We start from the raw sequence: 18,770 nt of genomic DNA on the forward strand, positions 1-18,770 counted from the left end.
TGAATTAGAGCAGAGCAGGGGTTAAAAAGAAAGGGCCCAGGCGGGCCCTTATGGGATCAGTGCAGTACAGGCAGCACCGTAGGTGTGACCTTGTCGAGCACCAGCCAACCGGCCTGATAGAACCACTCGGTTACCGGGCCGAGCAGCATCTCCACCGAGACGAAACCCACCAGCCCCAGCACCAGGGTATAGGGCAGCGCCATCCATACCATGCGGCCATAGGAGAGGCGCAACAAGGGAGCCAGTGCCGAGGTCAGCATGAACAGGAAGGCGGCCTGGCCGTTGGGGGTGGCGACTGACGGCAGGTTGGTGCCGGTATTGATGGCGACGGCCAGCAGATCGAACTGTTCACGGCTGATGGCGTTGTTGAGCAGGGCCGTCTTCACCTCATTGATGTAGACGGTGCCGACGAAGACGTTGTCGCTGACCATGGAGAGCAGGCCGTTGGCCAGATAGAAGAGGGCGAGTTGATCGTCCGGCTCGGCTGCCAGCACCCACTGGATCACGGGTTTGAACAGCTGCTGATCTATGATGACGGCCACCACGCTGAAGAAGACGGCGAGCAGAGCGGTGAAGGGCAGGGCCTCCTGGAACGCCTTGCCGAGCGAATGCTCCTCCGTGATGCCGGTCAGTGAGGTCGCCAGTACTATGACAGACAACCCGATCAGCCCGACGGCTGCCAAGTGCATGGCCAGCCCTGCGATCAGCCAGAGGGCGATCAGCGCCTGTACGATCAGCTTGGCCTTGTCTTGTGGGGAGCGCTCGGCCTCTTCGTAGCGGTTGTAATCCTCCATGATGCGACGCACCGCATCCGGCAACTGGGCGCCATAGCCAAACCAGCGGCACTTCTCGACCAGGATGCAGGTGAGCAGGCCGCAGAAAAACACGGGAACTGTGACCGGTGACATGCGGATGGCAAATTCACCAAAATGCCAGCCAGCCTGCTCACCTATGATGAGGTTCTGCGGCTCTCCCACCAGGGTACAGACACCGCCGAGGGCCGTCCCTATGGCGGCGTGCATCATCAGGCTGCGCAGGAAGGCACGGAAGTCGTCCAGATGCTGGCGATTGAGTTCGTTGACGGAATTGTCGTTGGTGTAGTCGTGTGAATTGCCGAAATCCTTGCCGGAGGAGACCTTGTGGTAGATGGCGTAGAAGCCCGTCGCGACGCTGATCACCACGGCAATCACGGTCAGGGCGTCGAGGAAGGCAGACAGGAAGGCCGATACCAGGCAAAACGCCAGGGAGAGCAGGGTCTTGGAGTGGATACGGATCAGCAGCTTGGTAAACACGTAGAGCAGCAACTGCTTCATGAAGTAGATGCCGGCCACCATGAACACCAGCAGCAGCAGCACCTCTATGTTGGCCACCAGCTCATGCTTGACCTGCTCTGCCGAGGTCATGCCGATCAGCACGGCCTCGATGGCAAGCAAGCCACCGGGTTGCAGTGGATAGCACTTGAGCGCCATGGCCAGGGTGAAGATGAATTCGACCACCAGCAGCCAGCCGGCGGCGAAAGGGTCGAGATGGAAGGCGATCGGGTTGATCAGCAGAAATAGCAGAATGGCGGCCTTGTACCACTGGGGCGCATTGCCCAGGAAGTTCCTGGCAAAGGCTTGTCCTAAGCTGATTGGCATAATAATGGGTCTCTGTTTTGTTGTGGGTATCTGCGTCTATGCAGTCAAGACAGGCTCGACCAGAACATCCGGATGTTGTCCCTTATCAGATTGATTCCTCATGATTTTAATCAAAAATGGCCTTAACTATAAATAACATAGTGACCCTTGCCCAAGAGAATGTCCGTTTTATCGCCAGACGGCGGGGTTGGCTGGCACCCATGGTGGAAATACATACATTTATTTAACAAGATAGCCTGCTTATGTGAGCAGAGGACTGACCTTCTGCTTGCCAGCCCTCTCTGCTTTGCTATTATTCGTGGGCCTTTTTACGTACTACAACAGAGTCACTACATGGTCATAAAAGCGCAGAGCCCTGCAGGGTTTGCCGAGGAATACATCATCGAGTCCATCTGGAACAATCGCTTTCCTCCAGGATCCATATTGCCGGCCGAGCGCGAGCTGTCCGAGCTGATCGGGGTGACTCGTACTACCTTGCGCGAAGTGCTGCAGCGTCTGGCCCGCGATGGCTGGCTCACCATCCAGCATGGCAAACCGACCAAGGTGAACAATTTCTGGGAGACCTCGGGTCTCAACATCCTGGAAACTTTGGCCCGTCTGGATCAGGACAAGGTACCGGATCTGGTGGCCCAGCTGCTGTCAGCCCGCACCAATATCTGCACCATCTTCATCCGTGGCGCGATCCGCAACAATCCTGAGCAAGCCGCCGAGATACTGCGTGGTGCCAATGCGGTGGACAGCACTCCGGAAGCGTATGCGGAGTTTGATTACCGTCTGCATCACCAGCTCTCCTTTGCCTCCGGCAACCCCATCTACGCCCTGATCCTCAATGGCTTCAAGGGGCTCTATAGTCGGGTTGGACGTTACTACTTCTCTGACAAGCAGGCTCGTGAAACGGCGGATGCCTATTACAAGACCTTGCTGGGTCTGGCCGAGACCAAGAATCACGAGGCCGTGTTCATGACGGTACGCCAGTACGGGATAGAGTCCGGCAAGCTGTGGACCCGCCTGCGTCAGGACATGCCGAGCAATCTGTGCGATAACTGATTGCTGATGCAAAGAAAAACGCGCCTTCTGGCGCGTTTTTTTATGGCTGAAAGTGGCCTCAGGCCGGTTTCTTCTCCGGACAGCGGCCTATGATGTCGGCAGGCAAGTCGCCGTTATCCTGCTCCAGCACCACATCGAATCCCCATAGCTGATGCAGATGCCTGAGCACCTCGTGGCGGGAATCCCCCAGCGGGATCCGGTTGTGCGGCACATAGCGCAGGGTCAGCGAACGATCGCCCTTCACCGCCACGTTGTAGACCTGAATGTTGGGCTCCAGATTGCTCAAGTTGTACTGGGCCGACAGGGTATTGCGTACCAGTCGATAACCCTCCTCGTTGTGGATGGCGGAGACCTTGAGGTAGTTCTTCAGATCGTCATCGTCGATGGCGAACAGCTTCATCTCCCGCATCACCTTGGGACTCAGGAACTGACTGATGAAGCTCTCGTCCTTGAAGTTCTGCATGGCGAAATGCAGGGTATCCACCCAGTTGGTGCCGGCGTAATCGGGGAACCAGTATCTGTCCTCCTCGGTCGGGTTCTCGCAGATGCGGCGCAGATCGGTGAACATGGCGAAACCGAGTGCGTAGGGGTTGATCCCCGAGTAGTAGCGGCTGTTGTAAGGGGGCTGGTACACCACGTTGGTGTGGCTGTGCAGCACCTCTATCATGAAGCGATCGCTGATCTTGCCCTCGTCATACAGGTGGTTGAGGATGGTGTAGTGCCAGAAGGTGGCCCAGCCTTCGTTCATCACCTGAGTCTGCTTTTGCGGGTAGAAGTACTGGCTGATCTTGCGCACTATGCGCACTATCTCGCGCTGCCAGGGCTCAAGCAGGGGGGCATTCTTCTCTATGAAGTAGAGGATGTTCTCCTGCGGCTCGGCCGGATAGCGTCTGTCTTCAACCCCCAAGGCCTTGTGCTGCTTGGGCAGGGTGCGCCACAGTTCGTTGACCTGGGTCTGCAGGTAGTCTTCCCGGGCCTTTTGGCGACGCTTCTCCTCCGCCAGCGAGATTTTCTGCGGCCGCTTGTAACGATCTACACCAAAGTTCATCAGCGCATGGCAGGAGTCGAGCAGCTTCTCCACCGCATCTATGCCGTGTTTCTCTTCGCATTCGGTGATGTAGTTCTTGGCGAACAGCAGGTAGTCGATGATGGAGGAGGCGTCGGTCCAGGTCTTGAACAGATAGTTGTTCTTGAAGAAGGAGTTGTGGCCATAGCAGGCGTGCGCCATCACCAGCGCCTGCATCGGCATTGTGTTTTCCTCCATCAGGTAGGCGATGCAGGGATCCGAGTTGATGACGATTTCATAGGCCAGCCCCATCTGGCCGCGCTTGTAGTTGCGCTCGGTGTGGATGAAGCGTTTGCCAAATGACCAGTGCTGGTAGCCGATGGGCATGCCGACACTGGAGTAGGCATCCATCATCTGTTCTGCCGTGATCACTTCGATCTGGTTGGGGTAGGTATCCAGTCGATAAAACCTGGCGACCCGGGCGATCTCCTGATGATAAGTTTCCAGCAGATCGAAGTTCCAGTCCGGGCCATCGTCCAGTGGCGGTACTTTTCTTGCGGTTTCTACCATATGGCCTCCCTCACGCCGCTTGCTTCTTGAACAGCTCCCGGAATACCGGATAAATATCCTCGACCTTGCGAATGTGCTCCATCGCGAAGTGGGGGAACTGGCTAGCCACAGACTCATACTCGTGCCACAGGGTCTGGTGGGCGCGGGTGGTGATCTCGATGTAGGAGTAGTACCGCACCCGCGGCATGATGTCCCGTGTCAGGATCTCCCGGCATTGCGGTGAATCATCGGCCCAGTTGTCACCATCCGAGGCTTGCGCCGCATAGATGTTCCATTGATGGGCGGGGTAACGCTCGTTGATGATGTCGTTCATCATCTTGAGCGCGCTGGAGACTATGGTGCCACCCGTTTCCTGGGAGTAGAAAAACTCGTGTTCGTCCACTTCCTTGGCCTGGGTGTGGTGGCGAATGTAGACCACTTCCACGTTCTTGTAGGTCCGGCTCAGGAACAGATAGAGCAGGATGTAGAAGCGCTTGGCCATCTCCTTGGTGGCCTGATCCATGGAGCCCGACACGTCCATCAGGCAGAACATCACCGCCTGGCTGGAAGGCACGGGCCGTTTGACGAAGTTGTTGAATTTGAGATCGAAGGTGTCGATGAAGGGCACGGCTGCGATCCGCCGTTTCAGCTCTCTGATCTCCTTCTCAAGCAGGGCAATTTCGGCGAAATGCTCGTTGGGATCGGCTGCCAGCAGGGTCAGCCGCTCTTCCAGCTCATGAAGCTGGCGTTTCTTGCCCGACTGCAGCGCCATGCGCCGGGCCAATGAGTTTTGCAGCGAACGCACCACGTTGATATTGGCGGGCACCCCGTTGGAGGTGTAGCCCGCCCGGTAGGTTTTCACTTCCATCAGCTGGTTGAGCTGGGTTTTCTGCAGGCGTGGCAGCTCCAGATCTTCAAACAGCAGGTCCAGATACTCATCCTTGGAGATCTGGAACACGAAATCGTCAGCACCTTCCCCCTGATTGGATGCCTGGCCTTCGCCCGATCCCTGGCCTGCGCCCCCTCCCTTGGGGCGGTCAATCTTGTCACCAGAGACGAATTGATCGTTGCCGGGATGCACCATCTCCCGTTTACCGCCTTGCCCCTGATGGAAATGGGGTTCGCCGATATCCTTGGTCGGGATGCTGATGCTCTCGCCCTTGTCTACGTCCTGAATGCTGCGCTTGGAGACAGCATCCGAGACCGCTTGTTTGATCTGCTTCTTGTAGCGGCGGATGAAGCGCTGCCGATTGACAGCGCTTTTGTTTTTGCCGTTGAGCCTGCGGTCGATAAAATGCGCCATAACTCCCCCTTGAACCACGGCAGGGTCAGGATGACTTGCGTACCCTGAGATACCATTCGGAGAGCAGTCGCACCTGTTTGCGGGTGTAGCCTTTCTCCATCATCCGTTCGACAAAGTTATCGTGCTTCTTCTGCTCCTCGGCCGAGGTTTTGCTGTTGAAGGAGATAACCGGCAGCAGCTCTTCCGTGTTAGAGAACATCTTCTTCTCGATCACGGTGCGCAGCTTCTCGTAACTGGTCCAGTTGGGGTTACGGCCTGCATTGTTGGCTCGGGCCCGCAGCACGAAGTTGACGATTTCGTTGCGAAAATCCTTCGGATTGCTGATCCCGGCGGGTTTCTCAATCTTCTCCAGCTCACTGTTGAGCGATGCCCTGTCAAACAGCTGACCGGTTTCCGGGTCACGGTACTCCTGATCTTGGATCCAGAAGTCGGCGTAGGTGACGTAGCGATCGAAGATGTTCTGGCCGTACTCCGAATAGGATTCGAGGTAAGCGGTCTGGATCTCCTTGCCGATGAACTCCACATAGCGCGGGGTCAGATAGCCCTTGATGAACTCGAGATAGCGATCATGCAGCTCCTGCGGGAACTGCTCACGTTCAATCTGCTGCTCCAGCACGTAGAAGAGATGCACCGGGTTGGCCGCTACTTCCGCGTGGTCAAAGTTGAAGACGCGGGAGAGGATCTTGAACGCGAAGCGGGTCGACAGGCCATTCATGCCCTCGTCCACACCGGCATAGTCGCGATACTCCTGATAGCTCTTCGCCTTGGGATCCGTGTCTTTCAGGCTCTCGCCATCGTAGACCCGCATCTTGGAGTAGAGGCTGGAGTTTTCCGGCTCTTTCAGTCGGGAGAGGACGGAGAACTGACCCAGCAGCTCCAGAGTGCCGGGCGCGCACTTGGCGTCGGTCAACTCACTGTTGATCAGCAGTTTTTCGTAGATCTTTACCTCTTCCGAGACACGCAGGCAGTAGGGCACCTTGACGATGTAGACACGGTCGAGGAAGGCCTCGTTGTTCTTGTTGTTGCGGAACTGCTGCCACTCGGATTCGTTGGAGTGAGCCAGCAGAATGCCGTCGAAGGGAAGGGCGGAAAGTCCCTCTGTGCCGTTGTAGTTCCCCTCCTGGGTCGCGGTCAGCAGCGGGTGCAGCACCTTGATGGGTGCCTTGAACATCTCCACGAACTCCATGATCCCCTGGTTCGCCTTGCACAGCGCCCCCGAGTAGGAGTAGGCATCGGCATCATCCTGGGCAAAATGCTCCAGCATGCGGATGTCGACCTTGCCGACCAGAGAGGAGATATCCTGGTTGTTGTCATCGCCCGGTTCTGTCTTGGCGATGGCAATCTGATCGAGGATGGAGGGGTTGACCTTCTCTACCTTGAACTTGGAGATGTCGCCACCGAACTCGTGCAGTCGCTTGGCCACCCAGGGTGACATGATGGGGCGCAGGTAGCGGCGCGGGATGCCGTACTCTTTTTCCAGCAGCTCACCATCCTCTTCGATGTCGAACAGACAGAAGGGGTGATCGTTGACCGGTGAGCCCTTGATGCGATAGACCGGCACTTTCTGCATCAGAGACTTGAGTTTTTCAGCCAGAGAGGATTTGCCGCCGCCAACCGGCCCCAGCAGATAGAGGATCTGCTTCTTCTCTTCCAGCCCTTGAGCCGAGTGCTTGAGGTAGGAAACGATCTGTTCGATGGCCTCTTCCATGCCGTAGAAATCTTTGAAGGCGGGATAGCGTGCGACGACGCGGTTGGAAAAAAGGCGACTGAGTCTGGGATTGACCGAGGTGTCGATCATTTCCGGCTCGCCGATGGCGACCAGCAAGCGCTCGGCAGCGGAGGCATAGCAGGCTTTGTCCTGCTTACACATATCCAGAAACTCCTGGATGCTGTACTCCTCTTCCCTGGCTTTCTCGTATCGCTGTTGATAATGCTCGAAGATGCCCATAACTTTGCCCTCGTTATAGTCGCTTACCCTGAAAAGAGTGGATCACTACTTTTGTTCTGTTTACCTCATTAAGCCTAGTCAACAGCCCCCAGTAATCCATCACCATCTATTGGTTTAAATTTGCAAGGGTACTTCCCGATCCTGATGCGGGAAGGCGCAATCAGTGACACACCTATGTTACTGACTGTTAAATTATTTTTGCCACGATAGTGAGGTAAATGTCAAAGACATAAAAAATAAATGTTTGCCAGAAAATGGAAAGAAGATCGAATTTATCGGGTCATCTGGCTGCAGCCTAGACGGGGCAAGGGGAGGGGGAATGGCAAGAGGGAAGTGCATTACGTTTACGTCAGCGTAATGTCGTCTGTTTGGTGCTTTGGCTCTAATTTTTACATTGACGCTACATTGCGGCTGCTCTAGATTGGCCCTGTGTCAGGCAGTCAGCGCTTTAGCAAGAGAGTGGTTGGCTGCTGGATACAAAGCTCTGTTTAAGCACGTTTCCGTTGGCTTGACCCTCGCAAAAGCGAGGGTCTTATTTTTTTCAGCGCAGTGTGAACGTGCACAGAGATGATCAGTCGTTATGGGCAGGGTAAATCCGTGACACGGCCGCCAGCACGTCGGCAAACGGATGCATGGCCAGCTGGCCAAAGCCGGCCAGGCTTTTTGCCTTGACCCGGGTGGTCATTGGCGTGGCGATACCGCACAGAAAACGGGTCAGGATGCGAGGATGGCGGCTGTGGCACAAGGCGATCAGGGGATCGCACCAGGCGCGCAACCCGCTTTCGTTGGGCAGGGTGAGGCTAGGTAGTGGTGGCAGGACGGCGACCTCGCCACGGCAGACTGAGCAGTGCCCGCACTGGCTTGGCGCCTGCTCATCGGCAAAGTAGCGGGCCAGTTCATGGCTCAGGCAGCGAGTCGATGTAAAGAAAGCCAGCAAGGCCTGCAACCGGGCCAGTTCACTCCACTCCTTCTTCTCGAACAGGGCATACAGCTCATCAGCCAGAACATCTATGTCCACCCCCTGGCGCAGGATCCGATAGACATCCGTCATCTGCTTGCTTTCCAGCTCTATCCAGCCCTGCTGTTGCAGATAATCCAGTGCCGCCGCCGCTCGCTGCCGCTCCCCCTGATAGCCTTGCCAGAGTGCATCGAAGTCCATGGTGCACCAGCTGCGCGCCTGCGGGGCGCAGGCAAATAGCTGCTCCAGGAACTGGCGGCGATCCGGATTGAAACGGGCCAGGATCTCGGCCTTGTCCAGCACGAACTTGAAGCGATACTCGGCGAAATAGCTGTAGGCAGGCGCTATGATGCCCGCCATCTCCAGATAGACCAGCAGCGTTTTGAGCGGCAACTGACGGATGTTGGTGTCGTTGGAGAGGCGCAGCAGACCAAACTCCCACTCGCTGCCGCTTTGCTGCAGGATCTCGAGCAGCGCCACTATGGCGGTGCGATCGGGCGTATCCCCGTACACGAAATTCTCCAGCACGGGGAGCTGGGCGCGATTGGCCAGCACTATGCAGCGGGAAGGGAGCCCATCCCGCCCGGCACGGCCAATCTCCTGGCTGTAGTTCTCGATGGATTTGGGCAGATCGTAGTGAATGACCCGGCGAATATCGGCCTTGTCGATCCCCATGCCAAAGGCGATGGTAGCCACGATGCAATCCACCTTGCCTGCCATGAAGTCATGCTGGATCTGGCTGCGCAGGGCCGAGTCGAGCCCGGCATGATAGGCACGCGCCCTGATCCCCGTCCGTTGCAGCAGCTCGGCGCACTGTTGCGCCGTGTGTTGCAAGGTGACATAGACGATGGTGGGGGCGCCGGGCTCCCGTCGCACTTCCGCTTGCAGCCAGCCATCGCGCGCCTCGGCGGGCAGCGGCACGACGGCCAGATCCAGGTTGGCACGATAGAAGCCGGTGACGATCAGCCCCTCATCTTCGATATCGAACTTGGCCTGCATGTCGGCCATGACAGCCGGCGTTGCGGTCGCGGTCAGCAGCAACACCTGGGGGATCTTCAGCTCGCGGCGGTAAGTCGGCAGCTTGAGGTAGTCGGGTCGAAAGTTGTGACCCCACTCCGAGATGCAGTGCGCCTCATCCACCACCAGCATCGACAGCGGCACCTGCTGGATGAAGCGGCGAAAGCGCTCGTTCTTGAGCCGCTCCACCGAGATCATCAGGATCTTGAGCTGACCGTCACTGACCTGCTGCATCACGTGGCGGCTCTCCTCCGGCGTCTGGCTCGAATCCAGGGTCGCGGCGGCTATCCCCTTGCTGCGCAAGAAGGCGAGCTGATCGTGCATCAATGCGATCAGCGGGGAGATCACCAGGGTCAGGTGGGGCAGGGCAAGGGCGGGCAGCTGGTAACAGAGAGACTTGCCGGAGCCGGTGGGGAAGATGGCTGCGGCGCTCTGGCCTGCCAGCAACCGGCTGATCACCGCCTCCTGACCGGGCCTTAACTGGTCGAAGCCGAAGTGGCGGGTCAACAGGGACGAGATCATGGCAGGACTCCAGTACAAAACCGGCATGATACCACCGTCAGTGAGTGTCTGGACGGCTATCCGGGGGAAAACAGCATCCAATTGGGCGCTGTTGATATTGTGTTATCGCATTGTTGTAGATTTTTTGTGAGGTTAACCGGATATTTTTCAGTGATTATGTGGAAAAAAGCGATTGCAGATGGGATATTCCTTGTCCGCAATCCCGTGTGTTTCCGGACAGGCTCAACAGAAGGCTTGCCGGGGCAGATGACGCCAGCCTGTGACATGGGTGTCGCCTGGCGTAGCGGTTGCCAACAGGACTAATGATTCACGCACTTAGGTGCTCAGGGACTATTTGATGACACAACAACACCCCCTCATGCGACTGGTCAACAGCACCAGTCTGGTTAGCCAGATCCTGGTCGGTCTGGTACTCGGTATCCTGCTCGCCATGTTCATGCCGGAATGGGCCAAAACGGCGGGTCTGCTTGGCAGCCTGTTCGTCGGTGCCTTGAAGGCGGTTGCTCCACTGCTGGTCTTTGTACTGGTCATGGCGGCGATCATCGGCCACAAGCAGGGCCAGAAGAGCAACATGAAGCCGATCCTGCTGCTCTATCTGCTGGGCACTTTCCTGGCTGCTGCGGTCGCCGTCGTGGCCAGCTTCCTGTTCCCCTCCAACCTGCATCTGGTGGCAAGCAGCGCCGAGATCACCCCGCCGGGCGGCATCACTGAGGTGCTGCAGACCCTGCTGTTCAACGTGGTGACCAACCCGGTGAAGGCGCTGATGGATGCGAACTATATCGGTATCCTGGCCTGGGCCATCGGTCTTGGCATCGCCATGCGCCACGCCAATGACAGCACCAAGGCGATGATCACCGATCTCTCCCACGGCGTCTCCACCATCGTCAAGGCGGTGATCCGCTGCGCGCCGCTCGGTATCCTGGGGCTGGTCGCGTCGACCCTGGCCGAAACCGGCTTCGATGCGCTGTTTGGCTATGCCCAGCTGCTGGTGGTGCTGATCGGCTGCATGCTGTTCATCGCCTTCGTGGTCAACCCGCTCATCGTGTTCTGGAAGATCCGACGTAACCCTTATCCGCTGGTGCTGACCTGCCTGAAAGAGAGCGGCGTGACCGCCTTCTTCACCCGCAGCTCCGCCGCCAACATTCCGGTCAACATGACGCTGTGTGAAAAACTGCGTCTGCCGGAAGATACCTATGCGGTCTCCATCCCGCTGGGTGCCACCATCAACATGGCGGGCGCCGCCATCACCATTACCGTGCTCTCCATGGCGGCGGTACACACCTTGGGGATGGAAGTGGATCTGGCCACTGCCGTGCTGCTCTCCGTGGTTGCCACCATCAGCGCCTGCGGCGCCTCCGGCGTGGCCGGCGGCTCATTGCTGCTGATCCCGCTGGCGTGCAGCCTGTTTGGCATCGGCAACGACATCGCCATGCAGGTGGTGGCCGTGGGCTTCATCATAGGGGTGTTGCAGGACTCCGCCGAAACGGCCCTCAACAGCTCCACCGACGTGCTGTTTACCGCCGCGGCCTGCATGGCCGAGGATGAAACCCTGCTGGATGCCTCGCCGGTGCCCAATACCGAAGCCTGATAGCCCGCTTCATGGCTCCATGGAAAACGCCCTCTTCGGAGGGCGTTTTTTATGCCGGTTTGCCACGGCCGAATACAGGAGATCCGTGTGCAAGCAAGCCCAGCCATGGCGGCGGCTTGTCTATCTGCAAGGCCGCAAGGTCAGGCCAGTGTGGTCAGCCACATCAACGGTTTGCAAGCGTGCGGCCGCGACATGGCAAGAGACCCATGGACGTGAGCCATACGGGCGGCGCGAGGTTTATCTGGGGAAAATCCGGGGGATGATGGAGGTCATGCCATCCGCCTGCCTTGCCGAGACCGACCCTGAAGTTGCGAATAACACGCCAGCCTGGGATAGGGTGTTCAAACTGGCAGCCCTGGTCAGGTCACCGACTTGGGCTGGGGGACGCCATAAAAAATGCCCGCCATGATGGGCGGGCATTTACGGCAGGCATCGGCCTTGTCGTCAGCTTCTGGCGATTAGCCAACCATCTGGTAGAGGATGGCTGAGATGGCGATCGTGCCCATCAGAGCGACGAAGGCGTTGCTGATGTGGCCCTGATATTTCGCCATGGCTGGCACGCGCTTGATGGCGTACATCGGCATGATGAAGAGGATGGTGGCTATGATGGGGCCGCCCAGAGATTCAATCATGCCGAGGATGGAGGGGTTTGCCACGGCGGTGCCCCACAGGGTCAGGATGAAGAAGGCGATGATAAAGATCTCGACCTTCTTGTGGTTCGGCTCCTTGCCGGACTTGCGCAGGTTCTGCACTATCATCCCTTTCAGGCCTTCACGGGCACCCAGGTAGTGACCAAAGAAGGAGGAGACGATGGCCACGAACGCAACCAGCGGGCCGAAGTAGGAGATGATGGGGCTGGCATGCTGGTTCGCCAGGTAGGAGAGCACGGCTATGTTCTGGGACTTGGCTTCTGCCAGCTGGGCCGGGGTCAGGCTCATGACGCAGGAGAAGACGAAGAACATCACGAAGCCCAGTAGTATGGTGGCGGTGCGCTTGAGAATGGCGTCGGATTTCTCGACCGCATGCTCGCCATGATCACGGCGCTGGGCCAGGGAGAAGCTGGAGATGGCCGGGCTGTGGTTGAAGGAGAACACCAGTACCGGGATGGTCAGCCACAGGGTGGTGGCGAAATCCTTGGCAGAGGGGACCTGGGAGAGGGCGGCGCCGGTCCAGTCCGGGATCAGGTAGAAGGAGATCCCCACCAGGATGGCGATGAGCGGGTAGACCAGAAACTCGGTGACCTTCAGCATCAGCTTCTCGCCGGCCAGCATCACCGACATCATGCCCATGATCAGCACTATGGAGAGGATCCAGCGCGGTGGCGCCGTCATCTGCAACTGATTGACCATGAAGCTTTCGACCGTGTTGGTGATACCGACACCGTAGATCAGCACTATGGGGTAGATGGCAAAGAAGTAGAGCAGGGTGATTAATTTACCGGCACCCACCCCGAAGTGTTCTTCCACCACTTCCGTGATGTCGGCATTGGGCTTGCTGGAGGAGAGGACGAACCGGGCCAGGCCGCGGTGAGCCAGGTAGGTCATGGGGCCGACCAGCAGCGCCATCACCACCAGTGGCCAGAAGCCACCCATGCCGGCGTTGATGGGCAGGAACAGTATGCCCGCGCCGACGGCGGTGCCGAACAGGCTGATCACCCAACTGGTGTCTTGTTTGGTCCAACCACGAGATTGGATGGAGCGGGTTCCTTGCTCCTGTGAGGTCGCAACGTCCTGTGCGCCGGTGACAGTATTAGTCATGTATCTCACCCCGAATGTGTGGTTTTAATTAGTCGGCGCAAGGATACGGTTTTTTTAATCAAAAATGTTGATGAAATTCATCTTAATGAGGGCCAGACCCGCACTCTTTTGCGGAAATGTGATCGAAGGAAGAATTAATCAATTATTTTTTATAAAGAGCTTCGTTATTTTAGTGTTAATGAGCAAATGTTGCACAGTAATCTGTTGACGAAATGTTATATCGAAATCTGGCGAGAAAGTTGGCGGATCATGCTGGCGGTCGCCCCCCAGATAAAGTGGTCTTGCCAGGGTATCCAGTAGATGGTGTGGCGGTGATCGGCTCTGGGAATGGTCAGGGCGATATGGTGGTGCGGATCCAGCAGGTGATTGAGCGGTACTTCGAAGGCCTGCGCCACCTCATCCCGGCTCAGGGTGAGCTGATAATCGGCGGCCACCAGTCCCAGCACCGGCAGTACCTCGTATTGGGAGACGGTATTGAGGGGGCTGAGGGTGCCTATGATCTCGATCTGGGCGGGCGCGATGCCGAGCTCTTCCTGGGTTTCCCGCAGCGCGGTGTGGATCAGATCCCGGTCGTCGGGATCCTGCCTGCCCCCGGGGAAGCTTATCTGGCCCGCATGATGGCGCAGGTGCGGGCTGCGACGGGTCAGCAGCAGTTGCAGGCCATCGGCCCGCTCGACCAGCGGCAGCAAGACGGCGGCGGGCTTGAGTCCTGCCACCGTCAGCCGATGGGCAGGGGCGGGGCGTTGCAGCAAGAAGCGGGTCAGCAGTTCGGTGCGGTCCATCTGGGCTATGTCTCTCAACTCTTCTCTTGGATCTGCCCTTGAGTCTCTCGCGTGGCGATCCATCTGTCCATTCGTCAGGCGCTCAGCGCAGCGCATCCAGCAGCGGCAGTATGCGGGCCACCTTGTCATAGGTCTCCTGATACTCGCTGTCTACCTCGGAGTCGGCGATGACGCCGCCACCGGCCCAGCAGTGCAGCTGGCCATCCGCCGCTATCAGGGTGCGGATGCAGATGCTGGTGTCCATCCGGCCATGCTGGCTCAGGTAGCCGATGCTGCCGCAGTAGGCGTTGCGTCGCTGGGGCTCCAGCTCCTCTATGATCTCCATCGCCCTGATCTTGGGGGCTCCGGTGATGGAACCGCCCGGGAAACAGGCGCGCAGCAGATCCACCGCCTGCCAGCGGCTGTCCAGTTCGCCGTGGATGGTGGAGACCAGATGGTGCACCGCCGGGAATGACTCCACCGCGAACAGGCTGGGCACATGGACTGAACCTGGCCGGCTCACCCTGCCGATATCGTTGCGCAGCAGATCCACGATCATCAGATTTTCCGATCTGTCCTTGTCGGCGCCAGCCAGTTCGAGGGCGCTGGCCTGATCTTGCCCCGGATCGGCAAGCCGTGGGCGGGTGCCCTTGATGGGCTTGGTTTCGATATGGCGATCATCGAGCAGCAGGAACCGCTCGGGGGAGAGGCTCAGGATGGCGCTCCGGGGCAGCCGGATAAAGGCCGAGAAGGGGGCCCGGTTGGCGCGGGACAACGCCTGATAAGCCTGCCATTCATCACCGCGATAAGCTGCGCTGAAGCGCTGGGTCAGGTTGATCTGGTAACAGTCCCCGGCACTCAGGTAAGCCTGTACCCGCGCAAATTTCTCGCCATATTCGGCGCGGCTCATGTTGCTGCGCCACTCCCCTTGCAGGGCAAATGGCGGCGCTGACAGCTCGTGTTGCGCGGCCAGCCACTGCAGCCGGCGATGGAGGCCGGCCTCGTCACCCCAGTGCACCAGCTGCCAGGCGCCGCTCGCCACCTCTCGCAGCAGCGCCCAGTCGTAAATGCCCACCGCCATGTCTGGCACGGACACATCCCGCTCAGCCTGCACCGGCAGTCGTTCGAAGCGGCGGCCCAGATCATAGCCAAACAGCCCGAGGGCGCCGCCAATAAAAGGCAGCGCGTCGCTGTGTGGCGCCAGCTCACCCAGCAGTTCGCGCTGCCGTTGTGCCAGCAGGGTCAGGGGATCGGCATCAAATGACTGGCGCTGTTCACCCTGGGCTATCCAGGTCAAGGGCCCCTCGGTCTGCAGGGTCGCCAGCGGGTCGGCTGTGATGATGTCAAACCGGTTGTCCGCCCCTTGAGGGCCGGCCGACTCCAGCAACATGGCCCAGGGCTGATGATGCAGGCGGCCAAACAGCGCATGCAGCGCCGTCTGGTGATCAAAATGGTGGATATGAAGAGTTGGTTTCATTTTTTGTTACACAGGCAACAGTTTGCACCCTGCTCCCTAGCCGGTACGGGGGGGCAAGCGTATCATAGGCGCCGGAATTTTTAGAAAAAACACGCCGTTGTCTATCGGATCGGCAGGCACCTCGCCTGGCATCACAACACCGAAGCACGGCTCATATGGAAGCCCTTGCTCTGCCGTCACGGCGAAGACAAGGACCAGTGAGGATGATATGAGCATCATTAAAAAACAGGATTTTATCGATTCCGTCGCCGACGCCCTGCAGTACATCTCCTACTATCACCCCCTCGATTTCGTCCATGCCGCCAAGGCTGCCTATGACCGCGAGATCAACCCGGCCGCCAAGGATGCCCTGGCCCAGATCCTGATCAACTCCCGCATGTCCGCCGAAGGCCATCGCCCCCTGTGTCAGGATACGGGTATCGTCACCTGTTTCGTCAAGATCGGCATGCAGGTTCAGTGGGACAGCGACATGACGGTGCAGGAGATGGTGGACGAGGGCACCCGCCGTGCTTACACCAATCCGGACAACCCGCTGCGCGCCTCGGTACTGGCCGACCCGGCCGGCAGCCGCAAGAACACCAAGGATAACGCCCCTGCTGTCGTGCACATCGACATGATCCCCGGCAACAAGGTAGAAGTGAGCATAGCGGCCAAGGGCGGCGGTTCCGAGAACAAATCCAAGATGGTGATGCTCAACCCCTCCGATGATGTGGTCGAGTGGGTGCTGAAAACCGTGCCGACCATGGGCGCCGGCTGGTGCCCGCCTGGCATGCTGGGGATCGGCATCGGCGGCACCGCCGAGAAGGCGGCCGTGCTGGCCAAGGAAGCCTTGATGGAGCATATCGACATTCAGGAGCTGATTGCTCGCGGTCCCGAGACCACCGAAGAGAAGCTGCGGGTCGAGCTCTATGACAAGGTCAACAAGCTCGGGATTGGCGCTCAGGGCCTGGGCGGCCTCACTACCGTGCTGGACGTGAAGGTCAAGAGCGCCCCGACCCATGCCGCCTCCAAGCCGGTGGTGATGATCCCCAACTGCGCCGCCACCCGCCATGTCCACTTCGAACTGGATGGCTCGGGCCCGGCAGAGCTGACCCCGCCAACACTGGCTGATTGGCCGGAGATCACCCGCGAAGCGGGGGCCAACGTGCGCCGCGTCAATGTCGACGGCATCACCAAGGCAGAGCTTGCCAGCTGGAAGAGCGGCGATACTGTACTGCTCTCCGGCAAGATCCTCACCGGTCGCGACGCCGCCCACAAGCGCATCGCCGACATGCTCAAGAAGGGGGAAGGCCTGCCGGAAGGGGTCGATTTCACCAACCGCTTCATCTATTACGTCGGCCCGGTCGATGCGGTGCGTGACGAAGTGGTCGGCCCGGCCGGTCCCACCACCTCCACCCGGATGGACAAGTTCACCGACATGATGCTGGGTGAAACCGGCCTCATCGGCATGATAGGCAAATCCGAGCGTGGCCCCAAGACGGTCGAGAGCATCAAGCAGCACCAGGCCGTCTATCTGATGGCCGTCGGTGGCGCCGCCTATCTGGTGGCCAAGGCGATCAAGAAGGCGCGTGTGGTGGCCTTTGCCGATCTGGGCATGGAAGCCATCTATGAGTTCGAGGTGGAAGACATGCCGGTGACTGTGGCGGTGGACTCTCAGGGCAACAACATACACGAGACAGGCCCGGCCTACTGGTCGGCCAAGATTGCCGAGCTCGATGGCAAGCTCTCCTGAGTTGCCAACTGCCGGTAGCCGCTTTACTGCCATAAGGTGAAGCGGCCAACTCGCAGATCGAGTTCAACAATAGGCACTGCGCAAAAAGGCGACCTCAGGGTCGCCTTTTTCTATGAGTGGCAGGCCGGATTGGCGACCGGTTCACTGGCTGGGTTGTCCTGCTGAACCTTGTTTACTTGAACATTTTCCGTCCTGCCACCTCTGTTGGTGTCTTGGTCTGTGCCTACGACTCTTCATACGACCCAGCCTCTGCACGGTTTCATCCTCTCGCCGGCATCAATGGTTGAGGTAGATATCCTGTCCGCCATAGGCCAGTGCGCAGTTGTGAACGGGGAGGGCAGTCCCTGCCGGTTCGAAGAAGCGAGTCAGCACCCCGAAGCGTTGCCCCAGCTTGCTCAGCTTGGCGCGATCCAGCGAGATCTGCTCAGGCAGCCAGGTCAGGACGGCCGCACAGTGGCCATTGCCCAGACTCTGCTCCAGCATGCGTTGCCAGTTCTTGATCTTGGGGCTGTGTACCACCAGCACTCGATCGGGATTGATCCCCTGTGCCTGCAGCTGTTTGGCTACCGGCAGGCCCGGCGGGGCAATCAGCAGGATCCAGCCCGTGTCGCCGTGGCTCAGTCTCACCAACTCGTCGAGCAGCGGCGGTTCCTGGCTGGCAGATGCGATGAGGCGTTCATCTTCCACCTTGCCCTGATGCCGGGTGGGCCAGGGATTGCTCATGCTGACAGAGGCGGCGAAAGGGGGATGACTCATGGGCTGGCTCATATGTTTGTCCTGTATGAATAACCATGCTGTATGCGTATACAGTAGTTGTAACTCACACCAGTGACAAGCCATTTATGGTCAAAAATGTGATCTAATCGGCAGGGTTTATGTTCATGTTATTGATTTTAATTAATATTTACTTTCATCTGGGTGTGCGTGTTTTTTAGGCTATGGACAAAGCGGGAGCAGGCGCTCATGGTTATACAGTCGGTTTGTGAAGAGGAGAGATGAGGATGGACGTCAGCACCTTGCAACGACTGGATGCCAATATCCTGCTCGGGATCATCAATGAGAAGCTGCGGCTGGAGTGCGATGGTCTGGAGGAGTTATTGGCCTATTACGACATGACGGAGGATCAGCTCGCGACCCGTTTATTGCAGATAGGCTATCACTACGACCCCATGAGCAATCAGTTCAAGGCGCATGGTTAAAGGGGATATAGCCATCACAGGGCATCGTCAGTCTGGTCCCATGAACAGCGCACATTGAAAACGATTTCAATGTGCGCTGTATTTTCAGTTATTTTCATGGATTTTCAGTACTTGGCAATGATTGAAAACCTATTCACGGATTTATATTTGCATGAGTTTGTTAAGTTGCTGATTTTAAATGGAATGAGCGTTCTTGCTTAATAAGTTTCAGGAAAGGGTTTTCAAGCTTGAACTGTCATTTTTATGCGTTAAAGTGTGACTTGCGTTAA

General features: G+C 58.1%; 13 protein-coding genes. 4 read left to right on the forward strand and 9 right to left on the reverse strand.

Features of this window, described 5'->3' with window-relative positions:
* Positions 1-56: 56 nt before the first annotated feature.
* Positions 57-1,637, reverse strand: a complete 1,581-nt coding sequence (gene nhaB, locus IU367_RS09845; protein ID WP_274454188.1) for a sodium/proton antiporter NhaB — start codon at positions 1,635-1,637, stop codon at positions 57-59.
* Between the two features lie 333 nt (positions 1,638-1,970).
* On the opposite strand from nhaB, the gene fadR reads away from it, so the two are divergent.
* Entirely contained in the window at positions 1,971-2,684 is a 714-nt protein-coding gene (fadR, locus tag IU367_RS09850; RefSeq protein WP_042869993.1) for a fatty acid metabolism transcriptional regulator FadR, read from the forward strand.
* 58 nt (positions 2,685-2,742) lie between these two features.
* Here fadR and IU367_RS09855 read toward each other — a convergent pair whose 3' ends face one another.
* The 4 genes from IU367_RS09855 to IU367_RS09870 form a co-directional block, all read right to left on the reverse strand.
* A complete protein-coding gene (locus IU367_RS09855; protein WP_043139096.1) occupies positions 2,743-4,260 on the reverse strand; it encodes a SpoVR family protein in 1,518 nt (505 codons plus the stop codon).
* Positions 4,261-4,270: 10 nt separating this feature from the next.
* Positions 4,271-5,542 (reverse strand): YeaH/YhbH family protein, encoded by a 1,272-nt coding sequence (locus IU367_RS09860; RefSeq protein WP_043139099.1) that lies wholly within the window; start codon positions 5,540-5,542, stop codon positions 4,271-4,273.
* A 25-nt stretch (positions 5,543-5,567) separates the two neighbouring features.
* Positions 5,568-7,490 (reverse strand): PrkA family serine protein kinase, encoded by a 1,923-nt coding sequence (locus tag IU367_RS09865; protein ID WP_042868375.1) that lies wholly within the window; start codon positions 7,488-7,490, stop codon positions 5,568-5,570.
* Between the two features lie 571 nt (positions 7,491-8,061).
* A complete protein-coding gene (locus tag IU367_RS09870) occupies positions 8,062-9,987 on the reverse strand; it encodes a RecQ family ATP-dependent DNA helicase (RefSeq protein ID WP_274454190.1) in 1,926 nt (641 codons plus the stop codon).
* Between the two features lie 337 nt (positions 9,988-10,324).
* Between IU367_RS09870 and sstT the strand changes: the two genes are divergently transcribed.
* Entirely contained in the window at positions 10,325-11,575 is a 1,251-nt protein-coding gene (sstT, locus tag IU367_RS09875; RefSeq protein ID WP_098983948.1) for a serine/threonine transporter SstT, read from the forward strand.
* A gap of 458 nt (positions 11,576-12,033) precedes the next feature.
* Here the strand turns inward: sstT and IU367_RS09880 are convergent, their stop codons facing one another.
* From IU367_RS09880 to pabB, 3 genes are all read right to left on the reverse strand, one after another.
* Entirely contained in the window at positions 12,034-13,332 is a 1,299-nt protein-coding gene (locus tag IU367_RS09880) for a serine/threonine transporter (protein WP_043557747.1), read from the reverse strand.
* A gap of 215 nt (positions 13,333-13,547) precedes the next feature.
* Positions 13,548-14,114 carry a CoA pyrophosphatase gene (locus IU367_RS09885; protein ID WP_043557792.1) on the reverse strand — a complete coding sequence of 189 codons (567 nt, stop codon included), beginning with the start codon at positions 14,112-14,114 and terminating at the stop codon, positions 13,548-13,550.
* A gap of 82 nt (positions 14,115-14,196) precedes the next feature.
* Entirely contained in the window at positions 14,197-15,483 is a 1,287-nt protein-coding gene (gene pabB, locus IU367_RS09890; RefSeq protein WP_253852899.1) for an aminodeoxychorismate synthase component I, read from the reverse strand.
* A 295-nt stretch (positions 15,484-15,778) separates the two neighbouring features.
* Here pabB and IU367_RS09895 point away from each other — a divergent pair, with 295 nt between their 5' ends.
* On the forward strand, positions 15,779-17,302 hold the full coding sequence (locus IU367_RS09895) for a fumarate hydratase (RefSeq protein ID WP_098983950.1): 1,524 nt from the start codon (positions 15,779-15,781) through the stop codon (positions 17,300-17,302).
* Between the two features lie 276 nt (positions 17,303-17,578).
* Here the strand turns inward: IU367_RS09895 and IU367_RS09900 are convergent, their stop codons facing one another.
* Entirely contained in the window at positions 17,579-18,070 is a 492-nt protein-coding gene (locus IU367_RS09900) for a cell division inhibitor SulA (protein ID WP_098983951.1), read from the reverse strand.
* A 233-nt stretch (positions 18,071-18,303) separates the two neighbouring features.
* Here IU367_RS09900 and IU367_RS09905 point away from each other — a divergent pair, with 233 nt between their 5' ends.
* Entirely contained in the window at positions 18,304-18,501 is a 198-nt protein-coding gene (locus IU367_RS09905) for a DUF4250 domain-containing protein (protein WP_005300391.1), read from the forward strand.
* Positions 18,502-18,770 lie beyond the last annotated feature (269 nt).

This window comes from Aeromonas bestiarum (assembly GCF_028751155.1).
GTDB lineage: Bacteria > Pseudomonadota > Gammaproteobacteria > Enterobacterales > Aeromonadaceae > Aeromonas > Aeromonas bestiarum.

What these genes read in the sequence shown, in the direction of transcription:
- IU367_RS09865 (WP_042868375.1), bottom strand. Translation starts at nt 7,490, where the DNA reads ATGGGCATCTTCGAGCATTATCAACAGCGATACGAGAAAGCCAGGGAA.
- IU367_RS09900 (WP_098983951.1), bottom strand. Translation starts at nt 18,070, where the DNA reads ATGAGCCAGCCCATGAGTCATCCCCCTTTCGCCGCCTCTGTCAGCATG.
- IU367_RS09870 (WP_274454190.1), bottom strand. Translation starts at nt 9,987, where the DNA reads ATGATCTCGTCCCTGTTGACCCGCCACTTCGGCTTCGACCAGTTAAGG.
- nhaB (WP_274454188.1), bottom strand. Translation starts at nt 1,637, where the DNA reads ATGCCAATCAGCTTAGGACAAGCCTTTGCCAGGAACTTCCTGGGCAAT.
- sstT (WP_098983948.1), top strand. Translation starts at nt 10,325, where the DNA reads ATGACACAACAACACCCCCTCATGCGACTGGTCAACAGCACCAGTCTG.
- IU367_RS09905 (WP_005300391.1), top strand. Translation starts at nt 18,304, where the DNA reads ATGGACGTCAGCACCTTGCAACGACTGGATGCCAATATCCTGCTCGGG.
- IU367_RS09880 (WP_043557747.1), bottom strand. Translation starts at nt 13,332, where the DNA reads ATGACTAATACTGTCACCGGCGCACAGGACGTTGCGACCTCACAGGAG.
- IU367_RS09860 (WP_043139099.1), bottom strand. Translation starts at nt 5,542, where the DNA reads ATGGCGCATTTTATCGACCGCAGGCTCAACGGCAAAAACAAAAGCGCT.
- IU367_RS09855 (WP_043139096.1), bottom strand. Translation starts at nt 4,260, where the DNA reads ATGGTAGAAACCGCAAGAAAAGTACCGCCACTGGACGATGGCCCGGAC.
- pabB (WP_253852899.1), bottom strand. Translation starts at nt 15,483, where the DNA reads ATGTTGCTGGAGTCGGCCGGCCCTCAAGGGGCGGACAACCGGTTTGAC.
- fadR (WP_042869993.1), top strand. Translation starts at nt 1,971, where the DNA reads ATGGTCATAAAAGCGCAGAGCCCTGCAGGGTTTGCCGAGGAATACATC.
- IU367_RS09885 (WP_043557792.1), bottom strand. Translation starts at nt 14,114, where the DNA reads ATGGACCGCACCGAACTGCTGACCCGCTTCTTGCTGCAACGCCCCGCC.
- IU367_RS09895 (WP_098983950.1), top strand. Translation starts at nt 15,779, where the DNA reads ATGAGCATCATTAAAAAACAGGATTTTATCGATTCCGTCGCCGACGCC.